At 74.4% G+C, this 25,837-nt stretch carries 27 protein-coding genes; 18 read left to right on the top strand and 9 right to left on the bottom strand.

Annotated elements, in window-relative coordinates:
• Positions 1 to 6 precede the first annotated feature (6 nt).
• Positions 7 to 2,160: an NAD-dependent DNA ligase LigA gene (gene ligA / locus ATL31_RS03830; RefSeq protein ID WP_245861873.1), complete on the top strand. Its 2,154-nt coding sequence runs from the start codon at positions 7 to 9 to the stop codon at positions 2,158 to 2,160.
• Between the two features lie 47 nt (positions 2,161 to 2,207).
• Here the strand turns inward: ligA and ATL31_RS03825 are convergent, their stop codons facing one another.
• Together ATL31_RS03825 and ATL31_RS03820 are read right to left on the bottom strand one after the other, a co-directional pair.
• Positions 2,208 to 3,212 carry an F-box protein gene (locus tag ATL31_RS03825; RefSeq protein ID WP_101394607.1) on the bottom strand — a complete coding sequence of 335 codons (1,005 nt, stop codon included), beginning with the start codon at positions 3,210 to 3,212 and terminating at the stop codon, positions 2,208 to 2,210.
• Positions 3,209 to 3,496 (bottom strand): type VII secretion target, encoded by a 288-nt coding sequence (locus ATL31_RS03820; RefSeq protein ID WP_158239778.1) that lies wholly within the window; start codon positions 3,494 to 3,496, stop codon positions 3,209 to 3,211. The genes ATL31_RS03825 and ATL31_RS03820 overlap by 4 nt, the downstream gene beginning before the upstream one ends.
• Before the next feature lie 141 nt (positions 3,497 to 3,637).
• Here ATL31_RS03820 and ATL31_RS03815 point away from each other — a divergent pair, with 141 nt between their 5' ends.
• Positions 3,638 to 3,988 carry a hypothetical protein gene (locus ATL31_RS03815; protein ID WP_101394605.1) on the top strand — a complete coding sequence of 117 codons (351 nt, stop codon included), beginning with the start codon at positions 3,638 to 3,640 and terminating at the stop codon, positions 3,986 to 3,988.
• Between the two features lie 4 nt (positions 3,989 to 3,992).
• On the opposite strand, the gene ATL31_RS03810 is transcribed toward ATL31_RS03815, so the two are convergent.
• The gene (locus ATL31_RS03810; protein ID WP_101394604.1) at positions 3,993 to 4,448 is read right to left on the bottom strand and encodes a YbaB/EbfC family nucleoid-associated protein; all 456 of its coding nucleotides are present in this window, start codon (positions 4,446 to 4,448) and stop codon (positions 3,993 to 3,995) included.
• Positions 4,445 to 4,864 carry a YbaB/EbfC family nucleoid-associated protein gene (locus ATL31_RS03805; RefSeq protein ID WP_101394603.1) on the bottom strand — a complete coding sequence of 140 codons (420 nt, stop codon included), beginning with the start codon at positions 4,862 to 4,864 and terminating at the stop codon, positions 4,445 to 4,447. The genes ATL31_RS03810 and ATL31_RS03805 overlap by 4 nt, the downstream gene beginning before the upstream one ends.
• A gap of 60 nt (positions 4,865 to 4,924) precedes the next feature.
• On the opposite strand from ATL31_RS03805, the gene ATL31_RS03800 reads away from it, so the two are divergent.
• Positions 4,925 to 5,479 carry a hypothetical protein gene (locus tag ATL31_RS03800; protein ID WP_101394602.1) on the top strand — a complete coding sequence of 185 codons (555 nt, stop codon included), beginning with the start codon at positions 4,925 to 4,927 and terminating at the stop codon, positions 5,477 to 5,479.
• A gap of 4 nt (positions 5,480 to 5,483) precedes the next feature.
• On the opposite strand, the gene ATL31_RS03795 is transcribed toward ATL31_RS03800, so the two are convergent.
• The gene (locus tag ATL31_RS03795; RefSeq protein ID WP_101394601.1) at positions 5,484 to 6,155 is read right to left on the bottom strand and encodes a trimeric intracellular cation channel family protein; all 672 of its coding nucleotides are present in this window, start codon (positions 6,153 to 6,155) and stop codon (positions 5,484 to 5,486) included.
• A gap of 89 nt (positions 6,156 to 6,244) precedes the next feature.
• Here ATL31_RS03795 and gatC point away from each other — a divergent pair, with 89 nt between their 5' ends.
• Genes gatC through gatB form a run of 3 tightly spaced genes read left to right on the top strand, consistent with a single transcriptional unit; the run spans position 6,245 to position 9,633 of the window.
• Positions 6,245 to 6,541: an Asp-tRNA(Asn)/Glu-tRNA(Gln) amidotransferase subunit GatC gene (gatC, locus tag ATL31_RS03790; RefSeq protein WP_101394600.1), complete on the top strand. Its 297-nt coding sequence runs from the start codon at positions 6,245 to 6,247 to the stop codon at positions 6,539 to 6,541.
• Positions 6,542 to 6,595: 54 nt separating this feature from the next.
• Positions 6,596 to 8,113: an Asp-tRNA(Asn)/Glu-tRNA(Gln) amidotransferase subunit GatA gene (gene gatA / locus ATL31_RS03785; protein WP_101394599.1), complete on the top strand. Its 1,518-nt coding sequence runs from the start codon at positions 6,596 to 6,598 to the stop codon at positions 8,111 to 8,113.
• The gene (gene gatB / locus ATL31_RS03780) at positions 8,110 to 9,633 is read left to right on the top strand and encodes an Asp-tRNA(Asn)/Glu-tRNA(Gln) amidotransferase subunit GatB (protein ID WP_101394598.1); all 1,524 of its coding nucleotides are present in this window, start codon (positions 8,110 to 8,112) and stop codon (positions 9,631 to 9,633) included. The genes gatA and gatB overlap by 4 nt, the downstream gene beginning before the upstream one ends.
• 23 nt (positions 9,634 to 9,656) lie before the next feature.
• Here the strand turns inward: gatB and ATL31_RS03775 are convergent, their stop codons facing one another.
• Positions 9,657 to 10,163 carry a histidine phosphatase family protein gene (locus tag ATL31_RS03775; RefSeq protein ID WP_101394597.1) on the bottom strand — a complete coding sequence of 169 codons (507 nt, stop codon included), beginning with the start codon at positions 10,161 to 10,163 and terminating at the stop codon, positions 9,657 to 9,659.
• Between the two features lies 1 nt (position 10,164).
• Positions 10,165 to 10,764, bottom strand: a complete 600-nt coding sequence (locus ATL31_RS03770) for a DUF937 domain-containing protein (RefSeq protein ID WP_101394596.1) — start codon at positions 10,762 to 10,764, stop codon at positions 10,165 to 10,167.
• A 127-nt stretch (positions 10,765 to 10,891) separates the two neighbouring features.
• On the opposite strand from ATL31_RS03770, the gene ATL31_RS03765 reads away from it, so the two are divergent.
• Together ATL31_RS03765 and ATL31_RS03760 are read left to right on the top strand one after the other, a co-directional pair.
• On the top strand, positions 10,892 to 11,425 hold the full coding sequence (locus tag ATL31_RS03765) for a SixA phosphatase family protein (RefSeq protein WP_101394595.1): 534 nt from the start codon (positions 10,892 to 10,894) through the stop codon (positions 11,423 to 11,425).
• The gene (locus ATL31_RS03760; protein WP_101394594.1) at positions 11,422 to 11,676 is read left to right on the top strand and encodes a hypothetical protein; all 255 of its coding nucleotides are present in this window, start codon (positions 11,422 to 11,424) and stop codon (positions 11,674 to 11,676) included. The genes ATL31_RS03765 and ATL31_RS03760 overlap by 4 nt, the downstream gene beginning before the upstream one ends.
• A gap of 80 nt (positions 11,677 to 11,756) precedes the next feature.
• Here ATL31_RS03760 and ATL31_RS03755 read toward each other — a convergent pair whose 3' ends face one another.
• Complete coding sequence (locus tag ATL31_RS03755) at positions 11,757 to 12,767, bottom strand: SDR family NAD(P)-dependent oxidoreductase (protein ID WP_245861871.1); 1,011 nt, start codon at positions 12,765 to 12,767, stop codon at positions 11,757 to 11,759.
• Entirely contained in the window at positions 12,764 to 13,210 is a 447-nt protein-coding gene (locus tag ATL31_RS03750) for a MarR family winged helix-turn-helix transcriptional regulator (protein ID WP_245861870.1), read from the bottom strand. Before ATL31_RS03750 ends, ATL31_RS03755 begins: the two co-directional genes overlap by 4 nt.
• A gap of 133 nt (positions 13,211 to 13,343) precedes the next feature.
• On the opposite strand from ATL31_RS03750, the gene ATL31_RS03745 reads away from it, so the two are divergent.
• The 10 genes from ATL31_RS03745 (at position 13,344) to ilvC (ending at position 25,745) form a co-directional block, all read left to right on the top strand.
• On the top strand, positions 13,344 to 15,377 hold the full coding sequence (locus ATL31_RS03745) for an MMPL family transporter (protein ID WP_101394593.1): 2,034 nt from the start codon (positions 13,344 to 13,346) through the stop codon (positions 15,375 to 15,377).
• Positions 15,374 to 15,850, top strand: a complete 477-nt coding sequence (locus tag ATL31_RS03740) for a TspO/MBR family protein (protein WP_158239777.1) — start codon at positions 15,374 to 15,376, stop codon at positions 15,848 to 15,850. Before ATL31_RS03745 ends, ATL31_RS03740 begins: the two co-directional genes overlap by 4 nt.
• A 74-nt stretch (positions 15,851 to 15,924) precedes the next feature.
• Positions 15,925 to 17,625 (top strand): dihydroxy-acid dehydratase, encoded by a 1,701-nt coding sequence (gene ilvD / locus ATL31_RS03735; RefSeq protein WP_211283960.1) that lies wholly within the window; start codon positions 15,925 to 15,927, stop codon positions 17,623 to 17,625.
• Positions 17,626 to 17,629: 4 nt separating this feature from the next.
• Entirely contained in the window at positions 17,630 to 18,409 is a 780-nt protein-coding gene (locus ATL31_RS03730; RefSeq protein WP_245861868.1) for an ABC transporter ATP-binding protein, read from the top strand.
• On the top strand, positions 18,406 to 19,977 hold the full coding sequence (locus tag ATL31_RS03725; RefSeq protein ID WP_101394589.1) for a hypothetical protein: 1,572 nt from the start codon (positions 18,406 to 18,408) through the stop codon (positions 19,975 to 19,977). Before ATL31_RS03730 ends, ATL31_RS03725 begins: the two co-directional genes overlap by 4 nt.
• Before the next feature lie 118 nt (positions 19,978 to 20,095).
• Entirely contained in the window at positions 20,096 to 20,821 is a 726-nt protein-coding gene (locus ATL31_RS03720; RefSeq protein ID WP_101394588.1) for an RraA family protein, read from the top strand.
• Positions 20,818 to 21,951, top strand: a complete 1,134-nt coding sequence (locus ATL31_RS03715; protein WP_211283959.1) for a branched-chain amino acid aminotransferase — start codon at positions 20,818 to 20,820, stop codon at positions 21,949 to 21,951. The genes ATL31_RS03720 and ATL31_RS03715 overlap by 4 nt, the downstream gene beginning before the upstream one ends.
• 243 nt (positions 21,952 to 22,194) lie before the next feature.
• The gene (locus ATL31_RS03710; RefSeq protein ID WP_101394587.1) at positions 22,195 to 24,078 is read left to right on the top strand and encodes an acetolactate synthase large subunit; all 1,884 of its coding nucleotides are present in this window, start codon (positions 22,195 to 22,197) and stop codon (positions 24,076 to 24,078) included.
• Between the two features lie 10 nt (positions 24,079 to 24,088).
• On the top strand, positions 24,089 to 24,601 hold the full coding sequence (ilvN, locus tag ATL31_RS03705; protein WP_101394586.1) for an acetolactate synthase small subunit: 513 nt from the start codon (positions 24,089 to 24,091) through the stop codon (positions 24,599 to 24,601).
• Between the two features lie 112 nt (positions 24,602 to 24,713).
• Entirely contained in the window at positions 24,714 to 25,745 is a 1,032-nt protein-coding gene (ilvC, locus tag ATL31_RS03700; RefSeq protein ID WP_101394585.1) for a ketol-acid reductoisomerase, read from the top strand.
• Positions 25,746 to 25,837: the final 92 nt, after the last annotated feature.

Below are 25,837 nucleotides of genomic sequence, written 5' to 3'. Positions count from 1 at the left end.
GGCGCCGTGAGCGACACCCCGAGCGACCCCGCGGCCGGCCGTCCCGCCGACGCCGTGCCCGACGACGTGCGCCACGAGTGGGAGACCCTCGCCGACGAGGCGCGCGGCCACCAGTTCGCCTACCACGTCAAGGACACGCCCACCGTCAGCGACGGCGACTACGACGCGCTGATGAAACGCCTCAACGCCCTCGAGGAGGCCCACCCGGGCCTGCGCACGCCGGACAGCCCCACCCAGCAGGTCGGGGGAGCGGTCTTCTCCACCGACTTCCGGGCCGTCGACCACCTCGAGCGGATGCTCAGCCTCGACAACGCCTTCACCCCGGAGGAGCTCGCGACCTGGGCGGCCCGGGTCGAGCGCGACGCCGGCGGCGCGCCGTTCCACTACCTGTGCGAGCTCAAGATCGACGGCCTGGCCGTCAACCTGCTCTACGAGAACGGCACCCTGACCCGCGCGCTGACCCGCGGCGACGGGCGCACCGGGGAGGACGTCACGCTCAACGTGCGCACCGTCGAGGGCGTCCCCACCCAGCTGGCCGGCGACGACGTCCCCGAGCTGGTCGAGGTCCGCGGCGAGGTGTTCTTCCCGATCGAGGCCTTCGGCGACCTCAACGCGAGCCTGGTCGAGGCCGGGAAGGCGCCGTTCGCCAACCCGCGCAACGCGGCGGCCGGCTCGCTGCGCCAGAAGGACCCCCGCGTCACGGCCACCCGCCCGCTGCGGATGCTGGTGCACGGCATCGGAGCCCGGCGCGGCTTCGACATCACCCGGCAGAGCCGGGCCTACGAGCTGCTGCACGCCTGGGGCCTGCCCACCAGCACGCACTACCGGGTGCTCGACTCCGTCGAGGCCGTCCAGGCGTTCGTCGTGCGCTACGGCGAGCAGCGGCACAGCGTCGAGCACGAGATCGACGGTGTGGTCGTCAAGGTCGACGAGATCGCGGTGCAGCGCCAGCTCGGCGCCACCAGCCGCGCTCCCCGCTGGGCGATGGCCTTCAAGTACCCGCCCGAGGAGGTCAACACCCGGCTCCTCGACATCCAGGTCAACGTCGGGCGCACCGGCCGGGTCACGCCGTTCGGGGTCATGGAGCCGGTCACGGTGGCCGGGTCCACGGTCTCGATGGCGACGCTGCACAACGCCCACGAGGTGGTGCGCAAGGGCGTGCTCATCGGCGACACCGTGGTGCTGCGCAAGGCCGGCGACGTCATCCCCGAGATCCTCGGCCCGGTCGTGGCCCTGCGCGACGGCTCCGAGCGCGCCTTCGAGATGCCCACGCACTGCCCGGCGTGCGGCGTCGAGCTGGCCTACGAGAAGGACGGTGACAAGGACATCCGCTGCCCCAACGCCCGCTCGTGCCCGAGCCAGCTGCGCGAGCGGCTGTTCGCGCTGGCCGGCCGCGGCGCGTTCGACATCGAGGCCCTCGGGTGGGAGGGGTCCATCGCGCTGCTCGAGTCCGGCGTGCTCGACGACCCCGAGCTCGGCGGCCCCAGCGAGGCGATGCTGTTCGGGCTCACCGCCGCCGACGTCGCGCGGGTCCCGCTCTACACCCGCACCGCCAAGAAGGGCGACCCCGACGACGCGGTGGTCGACGGGCGGGTGCTCTCGGCCAACGGGCAGCGCCTGGTCGACAACCTGGCCGGGGCCAAGGACCAGCCGCTGTGGCGGGTGCTGGTGGCCCTCTCGATCCGGCACGTGGGCCCCACCGCCGCCCGGGCGCTGGCCCAGCACCTGGCCACCATGGACGCCGTGCGGGCCGCCAGCCGCGAGGAGCTCGCGGGCGTCGAGGGGGTCGGGTCCGTCATCGCCGACGCGGTCCGCGAGTGGTTCGACGGCGAGAACGCCGACTGGCACGGGCGCATCGTCGAGCAGTGGGCCGCCGCCGGCGTGCGCATGGAGGACGAGCGCGACGAGTCGGTCGGGCAGACCCTGGCCGGGCTCACCGTCGTGGTCACCGGCTCCCTCGAGGGGTACTCGCGGGACTCGGCCAAGGAGGCGATCCTGGCCCGCGGCGGCAAGGCGTCCGGGTCGGTGTCGAAGAAGACCGACTACGTCGTGGTCGGGGCGAACGCCGGCTCCAAGGAGGACAAGGCCCGCGAGCTCGGGCTCACCATCCTCGACGAGGCGCAGTTCACCCGGCTGCTGGAGACCGGGTCGCCGGACTGAGGGGGCGCGCGGGTCGCCGGGGCCCCTCGCCCGGCGACCCGCCGCCGTCAGTGGTGGCCGTCCAGCTGGCTGCGGATGGCCTCGTTGATGTTCTTGCCGGCGTCGCTGGCGTTGCCGGGGATGCCTTCCTTGAACGCGTCGCGCACCACCTGCTCCCACAGGGCGGGGTTGTTGGCGAGGATGTGCCGGTACTCCGGCTTGACGTGCACGAGGTTCATGGCGTCGCGGACCGACATCCCCTGCAGCAGGTGGTTCGGGTCGTCCATCACCGAGCTCCACCGCAGGTTCGGGTGGTTGGGGACCGAGTAGCGGTTGCCGAGGAAGCGCGGGATGTCATTGAGGATGTCGCGCAGCTCGCGCATCAGGCTGTCGAGGTCGGTGACCGAGTTCTTCAGCCCGGTGATCTTCGGCCCGATCTCGGCGGCGAGGGCCGAGATGCGGGTGGAGGCCTGGTGGATGATCAGCGGCGTGGCCGTGCCGAGGGTGATGACCAGCTCCGTGACGTAGCTGCAGAGGGCGCCGACGACCTGGGAGAGCGCGTCGCGCAGCAGCCCGTGGACGAAGCCGACGATGACGGCCGCACCCTCGGTGCCGATCGACATGGCCCGCGCCGCACCGGAGTAGAAGGTGAGCTTGTCGGACATCTCGTCGACGTGGCCGCGGTAGCGCTCCATGTTGGGCCCGCTCATCCGCTCGAGCTTCTGGTTGGCCCCCACGACGAAGGTCGTGTTGCAGGCCGAGATCGAGTTCGACACGTTGAGCCAGGTGCCCGCGAAGGCGCTGACGGCCTCGGGGTTGCCCGCCAGGTCGTCGAACCAGCCCTTGATCGGGTCGAGGTGGTCGATGACCCAGCCGATGCCGGCGGCGAACAGGCTGCCCAGGGGGTCGCTGTAGGTGGCCACGGCGTCGAAGCCGACGGCGACTCCCGAGAGGGCGCCGTCGACCCAGTCCTTGCCCGCGATGGCCTGGCACAGCGAGGAGCCCGAGTCGATCAGCCCGGCGCCGCTGGTCGCCGACCGCTCGCCCGGCTGGACGACCAGGCCGCCGGTCATCGCCCGGCCCCGTTCACGCGGCTGCCGGCGTCGTGGTCGGTGGTCTCGTAGCTGGTGGCCTGCGTCCGCAGCGTGGCGACGGTCTCGCCCATGTCCTCGGCGACGTTCGCGATGCCCAGGTTCACGGCCGCCCCGAAGATGCCGACGGTGGTGCTCAGGAACGCGTTGACGATGCCGAACGCGGAGGAGTCCAGCGTGGTCTCGGCGGCCGTCGAGCACGAGCGCAGGTCGCCCTCGATGCCGGCCAGGCTCACCGCATGCTCGCGGATCCCGGTGGGGCTCACTTCATACTGCACGGTGCTCCGTCCCTCCCGAGGTCACTCGACCCCTCGGCTCGTAGGATATGTGGGCCTCCCCGGGACGCACGATGGGGAGCGGTCCCCGTCGTCCGATGGGGCCTCGTGCTCGACCGAAGGGACGACCGAATGGTCTGGGGGCTGCGCGTCATGCTCGTCGTGGTGGGGCTGGGGGTGCTGGGGATCGTGCTGCTCGTGCTGGGCCTCATCGTCCGGCCCGTGGTCACCGAGGCGATGCGCGCCAACGCCGCCGGCAACTGGTGGCTGCCGTTCCTGCCGCAGGAGTCCGGCCGGTACGGCCCGCTGGCGCAGAACCACTGGTGGTCGGCGATGCGAGCCCGGACCCCGGGGTCCGCAGCGGGTCTGGCCGTGCGTTGGGGTTTCTGGTCGCTCATGAGCGTGCTGCTGGTCGTCGCGATGGGGTCCATCGTGGTCAACCTCGTGCGGCTGCTGGCGAAGGGCTGGACGGGGCTCGGCTAGGGCTTCACCAGGTCCCCGACGGCGGTGCCGCCGGGGGCGGGCCGCTCGGCGGTCGGGGGTCGTCACGCCGGTCGCCCGTGGCGGCCACGACCTGCGGTCGGCGCCGGGCACCGTCCTCCCACGACGAGCGGATGGTCGCGGTCTCGTGCGAGTCCTCGCCGAAGGTCTCCGCGCCGGAGAGGGCCGCGAGCCGCGCGGCCTCGGCGCGCGCCCGGGTGATCGCCTCGCTCACCCGCTCGGCCAGCGCGTCCCCGCCGTCGGCGCACGCGGGGGTGGGGATGCGCAGGTCGACCAGCGACCCGGTGCCGTTCACGGTGGCGCGGACGCCGTCGACCTCGCCCTCGGCGCGCATCGCCTCGACCGCCCGACGCCACGCGAGGGCGGCGCGGGCGCGGGCCGCGAGACGGTCGAGCTCGGCCTGGGTCAGGCCGTCGATGCGGCTCAGGTCGTCGAAGCTCACCAGGCACCGCCGCGGGCCGAAGGGGTCGACGGGGGTGGCTCGCGGTCGGCCGCGGGGGTCTGTCGCTCGACCTCCTCGACGACGGCGGTGGTCGTCGGCGAGGCGGCGCCGAACATGGCGCTGGTCGACTCCTCGACGCGGCGGCGGAGCTCCTCCTGCGCCTGGGTGTTCGCCTGGAGGACCGCCTGGGCCACCATCTGGCCGCCGTAGCCGGCGGCGGCGTCCGAGATGCCGAGGCGCACGACGGTGCCGCTCTGGTCCACCTCCACGGTGACGCCCCCGCGCAGCGCCGTGCCGTACCCCGTGAGCTCCTGGACCTGCGCGGCCCACGCTCCCGAGTGCTCGGCGCGCTCCTGCGCGTCGCGGATCTGGGCGTCGATGTCGCCGTACGCGTCGCCGGCCGGGCTCCCCACCATGGCCGTCACCCTAGACGAGGACGGGGCGCCGACGGGGGCGCTCGCGGGTAGCGTGGCGGCGTGGACACAACGGGGCCCGAGGTGGTGGTGCGCGTCGCCCGCGGGGTGCGGGTCCTGGCGGCGGTGCTCATGGTCCCGCTCGGCGCAGGCATCCTCGTGGCGGTCGTCGACGCCCTGCGCGCGGGCGACCCCGGCGTGTCCTTCGACCGCACCGGCTGGAGCGCGTTCGTCGTCCTCGGTTGGGTCGTGGCGCTCCTGGTGCTGGCCGGGGTGGGCCTGTCGCTCTGGGCACTGTGGGGGACCTCGGTGCGGCTGACGCCCTTCGGCGTGGCCCGGCAGACGTTCGGCCGCCGGCACGAGACCGGGCTGGCGGACCTCCGGCGGGTGCAGGCCCGCGGCGCGAGCACCCACGGCCCCACCGGTCCCCGCCCGGCGGCCGTGCTCCTCCTCGACCGCGACGGCCGGGTGGCTGCGGCTCTGCGGCCCACCGAGACCGGCTTCGACGAGGGTCTGGCCGTGGTGCGCGGCTGGGTCGCGCGTCGCCCGGACCTGCTGCAGGACACCGACACCGCCGCGGTCCTCGGGACGGTCGACCCGGCGCGGCCGCCGGCCTGAGCGCTCAGTCGACCGGCGTGCTGCGCAGCGCGCGCGGGGCGTTGAGGTCGAGGGCGACAGCGACCACGCGGATGACGAACACCAGCACGACCGCGCCCCATGCCGTCAGGGGCGAGAGCAGCCCGAGGTGCTGGAGGAGCACGACGAGCGCGGCCCCGGCCAGCGCGGGCACCGCGTAGAGCTCGCGCTGCAGCACCTCGGGCACCTGCCGGGCCAGCACGTCGCGCAGCATCCCCCCGCCGACCGCGGTGATGCCCCCGATGAGGGTCGCGGCCAGTGGCCCGGCGCCACGGTCGAGGGCCACCAGGGCCCCGCTGACGGCGAACACCGCCAGCCCGGCGGCGTCGAGCAGGCGCACCACCGACGAGACCCGGCGCCAGCGGGCGTGGGGACGGGCGAGCAGGGCCTGCTCCCACGTGCCGTGCAGCAGGAAGACCCCGAGCCCGGCGGTGACGGCCGCCGCCAGCAGGCGCCAGTCGCTGACGGCCACCGGTGGGGTGATGCCGAGGAACAGGTCGCGGATGATGCCGCCGCCGAGCCCGGCCACCCACGCGAGGACGAGGATCCCGAACAGGTCCAGGCCGCGGCGCACCGCCACGATGGCGCCCGAGAGCGCGAAGACCAGGACGCCGACGACGTCGAGCACGGTCTGGAGCGAGGCGGTGTCGGTGAGCACCGCTCGATTCTCGCAGCGCCGGGGGACGGCCCGCGGGCGGTGGACGGGCCCGCACGGGGCCGCGCCGTCCCACCCATAGACTGGCCGCCATGGCCGACCTCACCCGCGCCGACGTCGCGCATCTCGCCGGGCTCGCCCGCATCGACCTCTCCGACGCCGAGCTCGACCGGATGGTCGGCGAGCTCGGGGTCATCCTCGAGGCGGTGGCCACCGTGCAGCAGGCCCCCATCGCCGACGTCGAGCCGATGAGCCACCCGATGCCCATCGTCAACGTCACCCGCCCCGACGTCGTACGCCCGAGCCTCGCCCCGCAGGACGCCCTGGCCGCCGCGCCCGAGACCGAGCAGCAGCGCTTCAGCGTCCCCCGCATCCTCGATGAGGAGTGAGGCGGCCCCCGCGCCCGCCCGCACCTCCCACCCGCACCCGCTGAGGACCTCCCTGTGACCACCGACCTGACCCGCGCCACCGCCGCCGAGCTCGCCGACCTCCTCGGCGCCGGCACCGTCTCCTCCCGTGAGGTGACCCAGGCCCTGCTCGACCGCACCGCGGCCGTCGACGGCGCCGTGCACTCCTACCTCCACGTCGACGGCGAGGGCGCGCTGGGGCAGGCCACCGAGGTCGACCGGCGCCGCGCGGCCGGCGAGTCGCTGCACCACCTGGCCGGCGTGCCGGTCGCCGTCAAGGACGTCCTGGCCACCCGCGGCCTGCCGACCACCTGCGGGTCGCGGATCCTCGAGGGCTGGGTGCCGCCGTACGACGCCACGCTCGTCACGCGCCTGCGCGAGGCCGGGATGCCGATCCTGGGCAAGACCAACATGGACGAGTTCGCGATGGGTTCCTCCACCGAGCACAGCGCCTTCGGCCCCAGCCACAACCCGTGGGACCTCGACCGCATCCCCGGTGGCTCGGGTGGCGGCTCGAGCTCGGTGGTCGCCTCGTTCCAGGCGCCCCTGGCCATCGGCACCGACACCGGCGGCTCCATCCGCCAGCCCGCCGCGGTCACCGGCACCGTGGGGGCCAAGCCCACCTACGGCGGCGTCTCGCGCTACGGCCTCGTGGCGCTGGCCTCCTCGCTCGACCAGGCCGGCCCGTGCAGCCGCACCGTGCTCGACTCCGCCCTGCTGCACGCGGTCATCGCCGGGCACGACCCGATGGACTCGACCTCCATCGACGCCCCCGTACCCGCCGTGGTCGAGGCCGCCCGTCGGGCCGACGTCTCGGGGATGCGCATCGGCATCGTCAAGGAGCTCACCGGCGAGGGGTTCCAGCCCGGGGTGCAGGCGCGCTTCGAGGAGGCCGTCCAGCACCTGGTCGACGGCGGCGCCGAGGTCGTCGAGGTCTCCTGCCCGAGCTTCACCTACGCCCTGGCCGCCTACTACCTCATCCTCCCCAGCGAGGCCTCGAGCAACCTGGCGAAGTTCGACGCCATGCGCTACGGCCTGCGGGTGAGCCCTGAGGGCGTCGACGCCCCCAGCGCCGAGCAGGTCATGGCGGCCACCCGCGACGCCGGCTTCGGCGACGAGGTCAAGCGCCGCATCATCCTCGGCACCTACGCCCTCTCCTCGGGCTACTACGACGCCTACTACGGCTCGGCCCAGAAGGTGCGCCGCCTCATCGCGAACGACTTCGCCGCCGCGTTCGAGCGGGCCGACGTCCTCGTCAGCCCCACGGCGCCGACGACGGCCTTCCGCCTCGGCGACAAGCTCGACGACCCGATGGCCATGTACCTCAACGACATCGCCACCATCCCGGCCAACCTCGCGGGCATCCCGGGGCTCTCGGTGCCGAGCGGGCTCGCCGACGAGGACGGTCTCCCGGCCGGCTTCCAGGTCCTCGCCCCGGCGATGGCCGACGACCGCCTGTACGCCGTCGGCGCCGCCCTCGAGGCGCGCCTGACCGCTGCCTGGGGAGGCCCCCTCCTGGACCGTGCGCCCGACCTGACGGAGGTGGCCCGATGAGCACCGCGACCGAGCCCGTGCTGGGCTTCGACGAGGCCCTCGCGACCTACGACCCGGTGATGGGCCTCGAGGTCCACGTCGAGCTGGGCACCGAGACCAAGATGTTCTGCGGCTGCCCCACCGCCTTCGGGGCCGAGCCCAACACCCAGACCTGCCCGGTGTGCCTCGGGCTGCCCGGCGCCCTGCCGGTGGTCAACGAGAAGGCGGTCGAGTCGGCCATCCGGATCGGGCTGGCGCTCAACTGCTCCATCGCGCCGTGGTGCCGCTTCGCCCGGAAGAACTACTTCTACCCGGACATGCCGAAGAACTTCCAGACCTCGCAGTACGACGAGCCCATCGCGTTCGAGGGCTACCTCGACGTCGAGCTCGACGACGGCTCGACCTACCGCGTCGAGATCGAGCGGGCCCACATGGAGGAGGACACCGGCAAGTCGCTGCACGTCGGCGGCTCCACCGGCCGCATCCACGGCGCCACCCACAGCCTGGTCGACTACAACCGCGCCGGCATCCCGCTCGTCGAGATCGTCACCAAGCCGATGCTCGGCGCGGGGGAGCGCGCGCCCGAGGTCGCCAAGGCCTACGTGGCGACGCTGCGCGACCTGCTCAAGGCGCTCGAGGTGTCGGACGTGAAGATGGAGCAGGGCTCGATGCGCTGCGACGTCAACCTGTCGCTGATGCCGAAGGGCAGCGCGGTGCTCGGCACCCGCACCGAGACCAAGAACGTCAACTCGCTGCGCTCGGTCGAGCGGGCGGTCCGCTACGAGATCGGCCGGCACGCCGCGGTGCTCTCCGGCGGGGGCTCGATCACGCAGGAGACCCGTCACTGGCACGAGGACACCGGCATCACGACCTCCGGCCGGCCCAAGTCCGACGCCGACGACTACCGCTACTTCCCCGAGCCCGACCTGGTGCCGGTGGCCCCCGCCGCCGAGACCGTCGAGGCGCTGCGCGCGACGCTGCCCGAACCGCCCGCCGAACGCCGCCGCCGCCTGCAGACCACCTGGGGCTACAGCGACCTCGAGATGCGTGACGTGATGAACGCCGGGCTCCTCGAGCTGGTCGAGGAGACCGTGGCCGCCGGGGCCTCGCCGGCCGCGGCCCGCAAGTGGTGGTCGGGCGAGATCGCCCGGCGCGCGAACACCGAGGGCGAGGACGTGGTCACCTACGCCGAGCGCCTGGGGGTCACCCCTGCGCACGTGGTCGAGCTCGAGGGGCTCGTCACGGCCGGCCGGCTCAACGACTCGATGGCCCGCCAGGCCTGGGAGGGCGTCCTCGACGGTGAGGGCACGCCCACCGCGGTCGCCGACGCCCGCGGGCTCGAGCTGGTGCAGGACACCGGCGCGCTCGAGGCCGCGGTCGACGCCGTGATCGCGGCCAACCCCGACGTCGCCGACAAGATCCGCGACGGCAAGGTGCAGGCCGTGGGCGCGCTCATCGGCCAGGTCATGCGCGAGATGAAGGGCCAGGCCGACGCCGGGGCGGCGCGCACGATCATCCTCGAACGGCTCGGCCAGGCCTGACCGGGCCTCGGGGCCCCCGGGGTTCAGGGGAGGCGGCGCCAGCCGTCCTCGTCGGCCTCGAGGGCGAGCGTGCCTCCGGGCGGTGGGGTCAGGTCGTGACCACTCGTCCGGGGTGCGCCGACCAGGTCGGGCAGGCCGGCCGCGAACGCCCCGCCGTGCGAGACGACGAGGACCGCCTCGCCCCGGTGCGTGTCGGCGACCTCCTCGAGCACGCCCCGCACCCGCGCCGCGACGTCGGCGATGCGCTCGCCGGCGGGGATGCCGGCGTCGCACTCGCGCAGGCCGTCGCGCACGACCACGGGGACGCCGAGGACCGCGGCCGCGATCTCGGCCGTCTGCACCGCGCGCGGGAGCGGGCTGGACCAGACACGCGCCACGTTCTCGTCCCGCACCCGCTCGGCGAGGGCTCGCGCCTGGTCGCGCCCGGTCGCCGTCAGGCCGCCGCCGGCTGCCGTGGGCGGCCCGGTCTCGTCCTCGGCCTCGCCGGGGCGGGCCAGGAACACGCGGGCGGGGCAGTGCAGGTCCGACACGTCAGCGGCGGCCGCCGCCGAGGAGGCCGCCGAGCACGTCGCCGATGATGCTGCCGGCGTCGACCCCGCCGGAGGTGGGCGCCGGGGACGCCGAGCCCGCCGGCCCCGAGCGGCCGGTGGCGCCGCCGAGGACCTGGCCCAGGACGTCCTGGAGCCCGCCCCCGCCGCCGGTGGCCGCACCACCCCGGGCGCCGCCCAGCACCTGCCGGGCCAGCCAGGACATGACGATGGGCGCCAGGATGGGGATGATGCGCTGCACCAGCTGGCCGCCCACGCCGGCCCCGCTGAGCGGCGACTCGCCCAGGCGGGCGGCGACGGCCTCCTGCTGGGCACCGAAGACGTGCCCGGCGATGCGCTGGCCGTCGGCCTCGTCGACCTGGTCGAGAGAGACCCCGCCGTCGAGCAGGCTCGGGTCGTGGCGGCCGAGGGCGTCGACCAGCGAGCTCGCCCCCGACGGCTCCTGGGCGTTGGCGCTCATCCCGCCGAGCAGCGCCGGCAGCGCGGCGGACGCGGCCTGGCGGACCTGCTCGGGCGAGGCGCCGACCCGGCCGGCGATGTCGTCGACGGGGAGGGCGGAGAGGATCTCGTCGTACGCGCTCATGGGGGCCTTCTTCGCTGGGGGCGGCGCGGCGCACGCCCGGTCACCGCGACCCTAGCGCCGCGGACGGCGGCGTGGCGTGGGTCGCGCCGGGGCTGACGTGGTGCCCCGGCAGGAGGATGATCGAGGCATGACCCGTGCCGCGAGAGACCGAACGCTCGTCCTCCTCCGCCACGCGAAGACGGAGGAGAGCAACCCGGGCGGCGACCACGACCGCGAGCTCACCGGCCGCGGACGCCGCGACGCCGCCGAAGCCGGGCGCTGGCTGTGCCGCGAGGGCATCGGCATCGATGAGGTGCTGTGCTCCACGGCCGAGCGCACGCGCCAGACCTGCGAGGTGATGTGGGAGGCGGGCTGCTCCGAGGGCGAGGTCCGCTACGATCGGCGCATCTACGGCGTGACGCCCGAGGTCCTGCTCGACGTCGTGCGCGAGGCCGACGACGACGCCGACGTCGTGATGGTCGTCGGCCACGCCCCCGGCATCCCCGTCCTGGCCGAGCTGCTCGCCGACGGCGAGGGCAGCGCCGACGGGCACCGGGCCATGGCCGAGGGCTTCCCCACCTGCGCGCTGGCCGTCCTGCACTACGCCGGCCGGTGGGCCGACCTGACCTTCGGCGACGCGCGGCTCGACCGGTTCCACGTGGCCCGGGGTGGGGAGCGATGAACCGGGCCGGGCAGCGCTGGCAGGACCTCCCGGCGCAGGGGAGGGCGGCACTGGTCGGGGTCGCCGCGCTCGATGTGGGGTTGCGGGCCTGGGCGCTGGCCGACCTGCGCACCCGCCCGGCCGGGGAGGTCGCGGGTCCCAAGGCGGCGTGGGCGGCGGCGCTGGGGGTGGTGAGCTCGGCGGGAGTGCTGCCGGCGGTCTACCTGCTGTGGGGCCGGCGGAGCGGCCGGCACCTCCTGCCGCTCGACTGACGCCTCATACGTCGGAGCATCCGGACCTCCCGGGGTGACCACTCCTGGGAGCCTCGGGGAGGGGAGACCGGACGGCCGGCTCAGCGCGGGTCGAGCCCGGTGGCGTCGGCGACCCACCGCCAGTAGCGCCCGACCTCGTCGCCGGTGGGCCGGGTGCGGGACAGCACGTGCGAGGGCCGTGGCCGGCGGTCGTGCCACAGGCGACCGGGCGCGAGCGGCGCGTCGGTGGCCAGCAGCCACACGGTGGTGTCGGCACCGGCGGTGTCGCTGCGCAGGACCGGGCGCAGGGCGGTGGCGAACCGGGGGAGCGAGGAGTCGAGGCCGGGGGTGGCGGCCCAGCCCGGATGGGTGGCGTGGACCGAGACGCCGGCGGATCCCCAGCGCCGCGCCAGCACGGGCAGCAGCTCGACCTGCCCGCGCTTGCTGCGGGCGTACGCGACGCTGCCGCTGTAGGGGCCGCTCAGGTACTCGGGGTCGTCGGCCGGCAGGGGCTGGGTGTACATCCCGCCCGAGGTGACGAACACGACCCGCCCGGCGTCGGCGGCGAGCGACGGGAGCAGCAGCTCGGTCATCAGCACCGGCCCGAGCACGTGCAGGGCCTGGGTGAGCTCGTGCCCCTGGGCCGACGTGGTGCGCACGGCCGGCAGGGCACCGGCGTTGTGCACGAGCCCGCGCAGGGGACCGGCATCGGCGACGAAGGCCTCGGCGAACGCCCGCACCGAGGTCAGGTCGGAGACGTCGCAGCGCCACACCCGGGCCGCCTCGGGGTCGCCGGCGGCGGCCCGGACCTCGTCGGCCACGACCTCCCCGCGCCCGACATCGCGCACGACGAGGTGCACCCGTGCGCCCAGCGCGGCGAGGTCCAGCGCGGTGCGCCGGCCGAGCCCGGACGACGCACCGGTGACGGCCACGGCGTGCCCGCGCAGCGCGTCGGGCCCGGCGTCGGCGGGCCACCCGGGGAGCCGGCGCCGCACCCCGAGCCCGAAGGCGGTGAACCCCGGCGCCACCGTGCGGTCGAGGAGGGTGTCGATGCCGCGGGCCGCGATGCGCGCCGCGCCGGTGAGGCCCCCGGGCTGCGAGGAGCCGCTCACATCAGCGCCCGCATGGCGGCGGTGGCCCCGCGCAGGTAGCGCTCGACGACCGCGCGCTCGTCGTCGGTGAGGGCGGCGTCGGTCGCGGCCAGCCCGGCGAACATCGGGGCCAGGCGGGTGAGGATCTCGACGCGGCCGGAGTCGGTGATGACCACCTCGGTGCGGCGGCCGTCGTCGGCGTGCGGGCGTCGCTCGGCGTGGCCGCGCGCCACGAGCCGGTCGACCACGCCGGAGGAGGCGGCCGACGTGACACCGAGCTCGCGGGCTAGCTCGACCGGACCCATCGGCGCAGCCATGAGGTGGCGCAGCGAGTGCAGCTCGCTGACCGACAGCCCGGCCCGGCGGGCGACCTCGTGCGGCACCTGCCCGGCGACGTCGACCAGCTCCTGGAGGGCCTCGAGCGAACCGGACGACCGGTAGGCGGGGACGACCGACTGCACCATCGCGGCGTCGGAACGGGGCTCGGCCGTCGAGGGCCGGCTTGCGTCGGAGGGGAGGGGCTCCGTAATATCACTCACCTACTTAGTAACTTGGTGAATCATCACCTGAACGACATTCTAGCAAGGGAGTGCATCGATGGGCAGGATCGCGCAGCTCGTGACACGGCGATGGGTGGCCGGGCTGCTGGCCCTGTTCGCGCTGCTGGGGGCGGGAGCCGCGATCGGCGTCGTCGGCCAGGCCGAGCAGCCCCCGACCACCAACGCCGCCCTGCCCACGGGCTCGGACAGCCGCGCCGCCGCCGAGCTGCGCGCCGAGCTGCCGGAGGCCGAGGGCTCGGCCGCGGTGGTCCTCTTCGCGTCCGAGCGCGCGCTCACCCCGGAGCAGGTGGCCGTCGTGCAGGAGCGCGCCCGCAGCCTGCCCGGCGCCACCGGGGCACCCGCGTCCGTGGCCGAGGACGGCACCGCCGCCACGGTCGTCGTCCCGGTCACGACCAACGACGCCACCGAGACCGCCGACGTCGTCACCGCCCTCCGGCGCGCCGCCAAGGCCGACCTCCCGCCGGGCCTGACCGCCCAGGTCACCGGGCCCGCCGCCATCCAGGCCGACCTGGCCGCGGTCTTCGACGGCGCGGACTTCCGCCTGCTCGCCGCCACCGCGTCGGTCGTCGCGCTGCTGCTCGTCATCACCTACCGCAGCCCGGTCCTCTGGCTGGTGCCGCTGACCGTCGTGGGCGTCGCCGACCAGCTGGCCGCCGTGCTGGCCACCCGCACCCTCGCCGCCTTCGACGTGCAGTGGGACGAGTCGACCATCGGCATCCTCTCGGTCCTCGTGTTCGGCGCGGGCACCGACTACGCCCTGCTGCTCATCTCGCGCTACCGCGACGAGCTGCGCGTCATCGAGGACCGCCGCGACGCCATGGCGCACGCCCTGCGCCGCACCGCCGAGGCCGTGCTCTCGAGCGCCGCGACCGTGGTGCTCGGCCTGCTCACCCTGCTGCTCTCGCTCTTCCCGTCGACGCGGGGGCTCGGGCTGGCCTGTGCCGTCGGTGTGCTCGTGGCCGCGGCGTTCGCCCTCGTGGTCCTGCCGGCCGCCCTGGTGGTCTTCGGGCGGTGGGTGTTCTGGCCCAAGGCGCCGCACGTGGGGCAGACCAGCCTGGCCGACTCCCGCTCGCTGTGGCGCCGGGTCGGGGATGCCGTCGCGAAGCGCCCCGCCGTCTTCGTCACCGTCACCGTCGCCCTCCTCGCCATCGCCGCCGGCGGTCTCACCCAGGTCCGCGCCGGTCTCGACGCGGCCGACCAGTTCCTCCAGAAGCCCGAGGCCATCGCGGCGGGCGAGCGCCTGGCGCAGTCGTTCCCGGCCGGCTCGGCCGACCCCGCCGTGGTCGTCTCGCGCACCGACGACGGCACGGCCCTGGCGGCGGCGGTCGCGCAGGTCGACGGCGTCGCCAGCGCCCGGCCGGTCGTCAGCGGCAACGGCGTCAGCGAGGTGGCGGCGGTCATCGCCGCCCAGCCCGGCTCCGAGGCCGCCGAGCGCACCGTCACCGCCCTGCGCGACGCCGTGGCCTCGATGCCCGACACCCACGTCGGCGGTACCGAGGCCGAGGCCCTCGACACCGCCCAGGCCTCGACCCGTGACCGGACGGTCGTCTTCCCGCTGATCCTCGGGCTGGTGCTGGTGGCCCTGGGGCTGCTGCTGCGCTCCGTCGTGGCCCCGGTCGTGCTGGTGGCGACCGTCGTCGGCACCTACCTGGCGAGCCTCGGCATCTCGTGGGTGATCTTCACCCAGGTGCTCGGTTTCGAGCGCCTCGACGACGGCGTGCCGCTGCTGGCCTTCGTGTTCCTGGTGGCGCTCGGCGTCGACTACAACATCTTCCTCGTGACGCGCGCCGCCGAGGAGGCCCGGGAGCACGGTGCCCGCCAGGGGATGCTGCGAGCGCTGGCGGCCACCGGCGGCGTCATCACCAGTGCCGGCATCCTGCTCGCCGCGGTCTTCGCGGTGCTGGGGGTGCTGCCGCTGGTCGTGCTCGCGCAGCTCGGTGTCGTCATCTGTGTCGGCGTCCTGCTCGACACCCTGGTCGTGCGCACCGTCCTGGTGCCGGCCGTCGCGCTCATCCTCGGTGACCGGTTCTGGTGGCCGAGGCGGGTGGGCCCCGCCCGGGGGGAGGCGTGACCCGCGCCCTGGGGGTCGCGGCCGTGCTGCTGGTCGTGACGCTCTACGCCGTCCTCTCCGGGCGCTGGGTCTCCACCGACACCGGCTGGTACGACGACCTCCCGAAGCCGTCGTGGCAGCCGCCGCCCTGGGTCTTCGGGGTGGTCTGGCCCCTGAACTTCCTCGCGCTCGCGGTGAGCGGCGGGGCCATCGCGTGGACCCGCCCGGCGGGTGAGGTGCTGGCGTTCCTGGCCCTGCTCGTCGCCTCGGTCGCGGCCGCCCTCACCTGGGCCCACGCCTTCTACGTCCCCCATGCGCTCGGACGGGCGGCGCTCGCCCTGGTGGTGGCCCTGCTGCTGACCGTGGGCCTGGTGGTCGTGGCGGCCGGGTCGCTGCCGTGGGCCGGCTGGATCCTCGTGCCGTACGCGCTGTGGATGGCGGTCGCGACCTCGCTGGCACTGGCCTACTGGCGCCTGGTGCCCGAGGCGGCGTGACCCCCGCGCCACCGCGACGGCCAGTCGTCGGGACACCCTCACGAGCCGGCGGGGACGAACCTAGGATGACCGACATGACGCCCACGCCCGACATCAAGCCCCGTAGCCGCGACGTCACCGACGGTCTCGAGAAGACCGCCTCGCGAGGGATGCTGCGGGCCGTCGGCATGGGTGACGACGACTGGGTCAAGCCGCAGATCGGCGTGGCCAGCTCGTGGAACGAGATCACGCCGTGCAACCTCAGCCTCGACCGGCTGGCCAAGGCGGTCAAGGACGGCGTCCACGCCGCCGGCGGCTACCCCCTCGAGTTCGGCACCATCTCGGTCTCCGACGGCATCTCGATGGGGCACGAGGGCATGCACTTCTCCCTCGTCTCGCGCGAGATCATCGCCGACTCGGTCGAGACCGTCATGAGCGCCGAGCGCCTCGACGGCTCGGTGCTGCTCGCCGGCTGCGACAAGTCCCTGCCCGGGATGCTGATGGCCGCGGCCCGCCTCGACCTGTCGTCGGTGTTCCTCTACGCGGGCTCGATCCTGCCGGGTATCGCCAAGATGTCCGACGGCAGCGAACGCACCGTCACCATCATCGACGCCTTCGAGGCCGTGGGGGCCTGCGCGCGGGGCCTGATGAGCCGCGAGGACGTCGACGCCATCGAGCGGGCGATCTGCCCCGGTGAGGGCGCGTGCGGCGGCATGTACACCGCCAACACGATGGCCTCGGTGGCCGAGGCCATCGGGATGTCGCTGCCCGGCTCGGCCGCGCCGCCGGCCACCGACCGCCGCCGCGACGGCTTCGCCCGCAAGTCCGGGGAGGCCGTCGTCGAGCTCCTGCGGCGCGGCATCACCGCGCGCGACATCATGACCAAGGAGGCGTTCGAGAACGCCATCGCCGTGGTCATGGCCTTCGGCGGCTCGACCAACGCCGTGCTGCACCTGCTGGCCATCGCGCACGAGGCCGACGTCGACCTCTCGCTCGACGACTTCGTGCGGGTGGGCGCCAAGGTGCCGCACCTGGCCGACGTCAAGCCCTTCGGCCAGTACGTGATGACCGACGTCGACCGCGTGGGCGGGGTGCCGGTCGTGATGCGCGCCCTGCTCGACGCCGGTCTGCTGCACGGCGACTGCCTCACCGTCACCGGCCGCACGATGGCCGAGAACCTCGCCTCCATCGCCCCGCCCGACGTCGACGGCAAGGTCGTGCGGGCCATGCAGGAGCCCATCCACAAGACCGGCGGCATCACCATCCTCAAGGGCTCGCTGGCCCCCGAGGGCGCGGTGGTCAAGTCGGCCGGGTTCGACTCCGACGTGTTCGAGGGCACCGCACGCGTCTTCGACGGCGAGCGCGCCGCGATGGACGCCGTCGAGGACGGCAGCCTCGGCGCCGGCGACGTCGTCGTCATCCGGTACGAAGGCCCCAAGGGCGGGCCCGGGATGCGCGAGATGCTCGCGGTCACCGGGGCCATCAAGGGCGCCGGGCTCGGCAAGGACGTGCTGCTGCTCACCGACGGCCGCTTCTCCGGCGGGACCACCGGCCTGTGCGTGGGCCACGTCGCCCCCGAGGCCGTCGACGAGGGCCCCATCGCGTTCGTGCGCGACGGCGACGGCATCCGGCTCGACGTCGCGGGCGGCACCCTCGACCTGCTCGTCGACGACGCCGAGCTCGACCGCCGCCGGGCCGAGGGCGTCACCCACCCCGAGCCCAAGTACACCCGCGGCGTGCTCGCCAAGTACCGCAGGCTCGTCCAGAGCGCGAGCACCGGCGCCGTGTGTGACTGATCCGGTGGGGGAGGAGCCGGCCCTCGAGCTGGTCGGCCTCGTCAAGGAGTTCCGGGGGCGGCGGGTCGTCCACGAGCTCTGCCTGTCGGTGCCCCGGGGCTCGCTGTACGGCCTCGTGGGGCCCAACGGCGCCGGCAAGACCACCACCTTGTCGATGGCCACCGGCCTGCTGCGGCCCACCGCCGGGACCGCCCGGGTCCTGGGCCTCGACGTCTGGGCCGACCCCGCCGCGGCCAAGGCCGTCATGGGGATCGCCCCCGACGGCATGCGGCTCTTCGAGCAGCTCTCGGGGCGCGAGCTGCTGCAGTACGTCGGGGCCCTGCGCCGGATGCCGCACGACGTGGTGGTCGAGCGCACCACCGAGCTGCTCACCGTGCTCGACCTCGCCGGCGACGCCCGCACCGTGGTCGCCGACTACAGCGCCGGCATGGTCAAGAAGATCAGCCTGGCCGCGGCCCTCATCCACGCCCCCCGGCTGCTGGTGCTCGACGAGCCGTTCGAGGCCGTCGACCCGGTGTCGGGCCAGGTCATCCGCACCATCCTGCGCCGCTACGTGGCCTCCGGCGGCACGGTGGTGATGTCGAGCCACGTGATGGAGCTCGTCGAGGGCCTGTGCGACCGGGTCGCGGTGATCGCGGGCGGCCGGGTGCTGGCCGAGGACACCGTCGCCGGCCTCACCCGCGGCGGCTCGCTGCACGACCGGTTCCTCGAGCTCGTCGGCGCCGGCGAGGTCGTGGGCGACGGGCTCGGCTGGCTGGGCGCGGGGCCACAGGGCAACGCGTGACCGGGCTCGTCGTCCGCCTCCGGCTGCGGATGTGGTGGACGGCGATGTCGCGCAGCTCGCTGCACCTCACCTCGTCGGTCCTCGGCGCGCTGGCGGCCATCGGCATCGTCGTGGTCTTCGGCCCGCTCATCGGCCTGCTGGCGCTGCGCCCGCCCGAGCTCACCGCGATCACCGTGCCGCTCTTCACCGGCATCACCCTGATGTGGGTGGTCCTCGGCGTCATCGCCGCCGGGGTCGACAACGTGCTCGACCCGGCGCGCTTCGCCGTGCTGCCGGTGCCCGCCCGCGCCCTGGCCCGGGGCCTCCTCGCCGCGACGCTGACCGGCATCCCCGCGCTGATGCTCATCGGGCTCGCGTTCTTCCAGGTGCTCGCGTGGCTCAGCGCCCCGGTGGCGGTGCCGGCCGCCGCGCTGGCGGCCGTGCTCGGCACCGTCACCGCCGTCGTCGCCTCGCGCGCCGTCACCACCCTGCTGGCGCGGGTCATGACGACGCGCACCGGGCGGCTCGTCGGCGCCGCCATCGTGTCGCTCACCACGCTGCTGCCGCTCTCGCTCAACCTCGCCGTCGCGCGCGGCCAGCGCATCGACGCCCTCTTCGCCTTCGACGCCGGGCCGGTGGCGCGGGCCGCGTCGTGGTTCCCCACCGGCTGGGCCTGGGCGCTGCCCTTCGACGTCGCGGGCGGGCGATGGCTGCTCGCCGCCGTGCACCTGGTGCTCGCCCTGGTCCTGCTGGCGGTGCTGTGGCGGGTGTGGGTACGCCAGCTCGAGCGGGTGCTCACCTCACCCCTGACCAGCAGCGGCGGGCAGAGCATCGGCGCCGGGCGGCTGTTGCCGGCGGTGCTCGGGCGCTCGCCGGTGGCCACCGTCGCCGCGCGCCGCATCCGGGCGTGGTACCGCGACAGCCGGCTGGTGGCGATCGCGCTGCGCACCGCCGTGCTGCCGGTGTTCTTCGTGGTGCAGAGCGTGGTCACCGGCACCCCGGGCCTCGCCGGTGCCGGGGTCGTCACGCTGGCCGTCTTCGCGGGCCTGACCCTGATGAACGACCTCGCCTTCGACGGTGAGGCGTGGTGGCTGCACCTGACCACCGGGCTACGAGGATGGGAGGACCGGCTCGGGCGCGCGCTGGCCTCGGTGGTCGTCTTCGCCCCGGCCGTGCTCCTCACCTACGTCGTCTCGGTGGCGCTCGGCGTGATCCAGCACGCGGTGGCCTGGGGCAGCGTGGTGCTCGCAGCCTTCCTCGGGGCGCTGGCCCTGGCGCTCGCGGTCGGCGCCTACCTGCCCGGCACCGCGCCGCGCACCGGCGGCAACCCGTTCGCGGCGACCTCGGGCGGTGCGGCCCAGGGCTGCCTGACCGCCCTGGTGTCGTTCGTCGGGCCGCTCCTGCTCGTCGTGCCCGTGGTCCTCGGCGCGGTGCTCACCCTCGAGCGGCCGGTCGGGCGCTGGGTGGTGCTGCTCCTCAGTGCCCTCTACGGGCTGGGGCTGCTCGGCCTCGGCGTGCTGGTGGGTGGTCGGCGGCTCGACCGCCGCGGGCCCGAGATGCTCGGGCAGCTGGCGCACGCCCAGATGTGACCGGGCGCCCTGCGCGCACCGGCGACCACCCGTCGGTCGCTCCTTGGCCCGCGGCGCGCCGACCGCCAGGATGGGGACGCCCCCGGCACCGCGCCGGCCGGCGAGACGAGGAGGCACGGTGAGCCGCTGGCACCCGCAGGCGTGGACGGTCGAGACCCAGGTCGAGCGCCCCGACCCGGCCCTGGTGGCGGCGCTCGCGCAGCTCCCCACGACCCAGATCGCCGACGGCGGCGGCCCCATCGCCGTCGTCGGCCCCGGCATCGCCCCGATGGTGGCCGCCACCGAGATCTGCGGGCCGGCCGTGACGCTGTGGACCGCCCCCGGGGACATCCTGTTCATCCTCAAGTCGCCCGACGTCGTGCAGGACGGCGACGTGCTGGTGGTCGACGCCGGCGGCCGCCTCGACGCCGCCGTCATCGGTGACGTCATCGGCGGCCGGCTGCAGGCACGCGGCTGCGTGGGGATGGTCGTCGACGGTGCCGTGCGCGACGTCGAGGGGCTCGAGGAGCTGGGGCTGCCGGTGCACGCGCGGGGGGCCCACCCGGCCACCGGCTCGAACACCGGCCCCGGGGCCCTCAACGTGCCGGTGCAGCTCGGCGGGGTGGCGGTGCACCCGGGCGACGTGGTGCGCGCCGACCGCAGCGGGGTCGTGGTGGTGCGGCGGGGCGGGCTGGCCGAGGTGCTCGAGCGGGCCGGGGTCGTGGCCCGCCGCGAGGAGCAGTGGCAGGCGGCCTTCGCCGCCGGAGCGGGGATGGACGAGGTGCTCGGCATCGACGCCCTCATCGCCGAGAAGGCCTCGGCGGCCGGTGCCACCGGGGGCGCCGAGGTCGAGGAGCGCGCGTGAGCGCGGCCGCCGCCCCGGCGACGACCATCGGAGGGCTGCCGGTCACGGTCGAGCCGACGACCAGCCCGCTCACCGACGCGGCGCGGGCCGAACGGATGCGCGACCCGGGCTTCGGCCGGGTCTTCTCCGAGCACATGCTGACCATCCGCTGGACCCGCGAGGGCGGCTGGCAGGAGGCACGGCTCACGCCCTACGGGCCGCTGGCGCTCGACCCCGCGACCTCGGCGCTGCACTACGGGCAGTCGGTCTTCGAGGGCTTCAAGGTCTACCGCGGCGCCGACGGCTCGGTGGCCGCGTTCCGCCCGGAGGCCAACGCCGAGCGCTTCCGGGCCTCGGCGCGCCGGCTGTGCCTGCCCGAGCTGCCGGTCGAGGTCTTCACCGAGGCCGTCGACCTCCTGGTCGGGCACGACCACGCCTGGGTGCCCAGCGCCCCGGGGCAGACGCTCTACGTCCGCCCCCTGCTGTTCGCGAGCGAGCCCGAGCTGGTCGTGCGCCCCTCCGAGGAGTGCCTCTTCGTCCTCACCGCCTTCGTGGCGGCCGACTACTTCCCGCGCGGGCTCACGCCGGTCACCGTCTGGGTCGCCGACCACTTCGTACGGGCCGCGCCCGGGGGTACCGGGGCCGCGAAGTGCGCCGCCAACTACGCCGCGGGGCTGGCCGCGCAGGCCGAGGCGGCCGAGCAGGGCTGCGACCAGGTGGTCTTCCTCGACGCCGTCGAGCGCCGCTGGGTCGAGGAGCTCGGCGGGATGAACCTGCTGTTCGTGTACGGCGGCGACGTGCCCCGGCTGGTCACGCCCGCCCTCACCGGCACCCTGCTGCCCGGCATCACCCGTGACTCGCTGCTCACGTTGGCGCGCGACCTCGGCATGGAGGTGGAGGAGGGGCGGGTCTCGGTGGAGGACTGGGAGGCCGACGCCCGCTCGGGGGCGCTCACCGAGGTGTTCGCCTGCGGGACGGCGGCCGTGCTGACCCCGGTCGGGCGCGTGCGCCGCGAGGGCGCCGAGTGGGTCGTCGGCGACGGCGACACCGGCCCGGTCACGGCCGCCCTGCGGGAGCGGCTGCTGGCGGTGCAGACCGGTGCGGTCCCGGACGAGCACGGCTGGCGGCGCGTGGTCGCACCGCTCGGGTGAGACCGTCCGGTCCCGATGGGGGTGGGCCACCTCGCGGTCCGGATCGTGGGACCGGGTGTCTCGCCGGTTGACACGGCTGCAGCCGCGGTCCACAGTGGTCCTGTGGCTCGAGTCCTCGTACTTGCACAGCGCGCCTGACTGCACGACCAGGCGCGCTCCCTCCGTCGTCCCGCCCGGGACAGGAGGGTTTTTTTGTGCGTCGACCCCGTCCGACACCCACGACAAGGAAGCGGTGAACCCCTCGTGAGCGACACCACGCAGGCTCCCCCCACGGCCCTCGCCCCGGCGCCGCCGTCCCCCGCGCGGCTGGCGCAGCAGGCGCGCTCCAAGGCCCCGCTCGAGGTCACCGGCGCGCAGAGCCTGGTCATGTCCCTCGAGGCGATGGACGTCGACACCGTCTTCGGCATCCCCGGCGGGGCGATCCTGCCCGCCTACGACCCGCTGCTGGACTCGGTCACCGTCCGCCACATCCTGGTGCGCCACGAGCAGGGTGCCGGCCACGCCGCCGAGGGCTACGCGGCCGCCACGGGGCGGGTGGGCGTCTGCATGGCGACCTCCGGCCCGGGCGCCACCAACCTCGTGACCCCGATCGCCGACGCCTACATGGACTCGGTGCCGATCGTCGCCATCACCGGCCAGGTCAGCTCGGCCGCCATCGGCACCGATGCCTTCCAGGAGGCCGACATCCGCGGCATCACGATGCCGATCACGAAGCACAACTACCTCGTCACCGACGCCGCCGACATCCCGCGCGTCATCGCCGAGGCCTTCCACATCGCCTCCACCGGGCGCCCCGGCCCGGTGCTCGTCGACATCTCCAAGGACGCCCTCCAGGCGCGCACCACGTTCTCGTGGCCGCCGAAGATCGCGCTGCCCGGCTACCACCCGGTCACCCGCCCGCACGGCAAGCAGATCCGCGAGGCGGCCCGGCTCATCGCCGCCGCCGAGCGCCCGGTGCTGTACGTGGGCGGCGGGGTCATCCGGGCCCGGGCGAGCGAGGAGCTGGCGCGCTTCGTCGAGCTGACCGGCATCCCGGTGGTCACCACCCTGATGGCGCGCGGCGCCCTGCCCGACAGCCACGAGCTGCACCTGGGGATGCCCGGCATGCACGGGTCGGTCGCGGCCGTCACCGGGCTGCAGAAGTCCGACCTGCTCATCGCCCTCGGCGCCCGCTTCGACGACCGGGTCACCGGCCAGCTGTCGACCTTCGCGCCCGAGGCCAAGGTCATCCACGCCGACATCGACCCGGCCGAGATCAGCAAGAACCGCCAGGCCGACGTGCCGATCGTGGGCGACTGCAAGGCCGTCATCGCCGACCTGGCCGACGCCGTCGACGCCGACCACGAGGCCGGCATCCGCGGCGACTACACCGAGTGGCGCGAGCGCGTCGCCGGGTGGAAGCGCGACTTCCCCGTGGGCTACACCTCGCCCGGCGACGGCTCCCTCTCGCCGCAGCTGGTCATCGAGCGGCTCGGCGCCATCGCGGGTCCCGACGCGGTCTACGTGGCCGGCGTGGGCCAGCACCAGATGTGGGCGGCGCAGTTCGTGCAGTACGAGCGGCCCAACGCGTGGCTCAACTCGGGCGGTCTCGGCACCATGGGCTACTCGGTGCCGGCCGCGATGGGCGCCCAGGTCGGCGAGCCCGACCGCACGGTGTGGGCCATCGACGGCGACGGCTGCTTCCAGATGACCAACCAGGAGCTCGCCACCTGCGTCATCAACAACATCCCGATCAAGGTCGCGATCATCAACAACAGCAGTCTCGGCATGGTCCGCCAGTGGCAGACGCTCTTCTACAACGAGCGCTACTCCAACACCGACCTGCACACCTCGGTGGGCTCGCGGGTGCCCGACTTCGTCAAGCTCGCCGACGCCTACGGCTGCGCCGGCTTCCGCTGCGAGCGCCCCGAGGACCTCGACGACACCATCCGGGCCGCCATGGCCGTGAACGACCGCCCCGTGGTCGTCGACTTCGTGGTCCACCGCGACGCCATGGTGTGGCCGATGGTCCCCGCGGGCGTCAGCAACGACGCCATCCAGGTGGCCCGCGACACCGCGCCCCAATGGGACCGCGAGGAGTCCGAGGCGATCGAGCAGAGCACCGACGCCGACCACGACGGTCAGTGAGGAGATGACGATGTCCAAGCACACCCTGTCCGTCCTCGTCGAGAACAAGCCGGGCGTCCTCGCCCGGATCGCCGCCCTGTTCTCACGCCGGGGCTTCAACATCGACAGCCTCGCGGTCGGTGAGACCGAGCACGCGGAGGTCTCGCGGATGACCGTGGTCGTCGACGTCGAGGACCTGCCGCTGGAGCAGGTGACCAAGCAGCTGAACAAGCTGGTGGAGGTCCTCAAGGTCGTCGAGCTCGAGCCGGGCTCGGCCGTGCAGCGCCAGGTCATGCTCATCAAGGTCCGCGCCGACGCCGCCACCCGCAGCCAGGTGCTCGAGATGGTGCAGATGTTCCGGGCCAAGGTCGTCGACGTGGCCACCGAGTCGCTGACCATCGAGGCGACCGGCACCTCCGAGAAGCTCTCGGCCCTGCTCGAGGTCCTCGAGCCGTTCGGGGTCCGCGAGCTCGTCCAGAGCGGGATGGTCGCCATCGGCCGAGGCCCCCGCTCGATCACGGACCGGGCACTGCGCAGCGCCTGAGCGCCCAGCCCCTACAGTCCCGACCCAGGGCGTCCCCGCGGGCGCCCGCCCCCGACCAGCACGACGCAGCACCCGTCCGCAGCACCCCCGCACACGAAGGAGAGGCCTCCTGATGGCCGAGATGTTCTACGACGACGACGCCGACCTGTCGGTGATCCAGGGCCGCAAGGTCGCGGTCATCGGCTACGGCAGCCAGGGGCACGCCCACGCCCTGAACCTGCGCGACTCGGGCGTCGACGTCCGCATCGGCCTGGCCGAAGGCTCGAAGTCCCGCGCCAAGGCCGAGGCCGAGGGCCTGACGGTGCTCGCCGTGGCCGACGCGGTGCGCGACGCCGACCTGGTCGTGATCCTCACCCCCGACCAGGTGCAGCGCGGCCTGTACGCGGCCGAGATCGCCCCGAACCTGCGCGAGGGCGCGGCCCTGCTCTTCGGCCACGGCTTCAACATCCGCTTCGGCTACATCCAGCCGCCGGCCGGCTCCGACGTGCTGATGGTCGCCCCCAAGGGGCCCGGCCACATCGTGCGCCGCGAGTTCGTCGACGGTCGTGGGGTGCCGGTGCTCCTCGCCGTCGAGCAGGACGCCTCGGGCTCGGCCTGGGACCTCGCCAAGAGCTACGCCAAGGCGATCGGCGGCCTGCGCGCCGGCGGCATCCGCACCACCTTCACCGAGGAGACCGAGACCGACCTGTTCGGCGAGCAGGCCGTGCTGTGCGGCGGCGCCTCGCAGCTGGTCATGTACGGCTTCGAGACCCTCGTCGAGGCCGGGTACCAGCCCGAGGTCGCCTACTTCGAGTGCCTCCACGAGCTCAAGCTCATCGTCGACCTGATGATCGAGGGCGGCATCGCCAAGCAGCGTTGGTCGATCTCGGACACCGCCGAGTACGGCGACTACGTGTCGGGCCCGCGGGTCATCGACCCCCACGTGAAGGAGAACATGAAGGCCGTCCTCGAGGACATCAAGAACGGCTCCTTCGCCCAGCGCTTCATCGACGACCAGGACGCCGGTGCCCCGGAGTTCAACGAGCTGCGGGCCAAGGGCGCCGCGCACCCGATCGAGGCCACCGGCCGCGAGCTGCGCGGGCTGATGGCCTGGGTCGACACCGACCGCGACAGCGACTACGTCGAGGGCTCCGCCGCCCGCTGACACCGGGCTCGGGCCACCGACGAGGAGGCGACGCGTACCGCCGGGAAGCATCCCGGCGCCGTGCGCGTCGCCTCCTCGCGTGGCTCACATGG

This window comes from Phycicoccus duodecadis (assembly GCF_002846495.1).
In the GTDB taxonomy this organism is placed as follows: Bacteria; Actinomycetota; Actinomycetes; order Actinomycetales; family Dermatophilaceae; genus Phycicoccus; species Phycicoccus duodecadis.
This window is presented reverse-complemented; position numbering and strand designations above follow the sequence as displayed.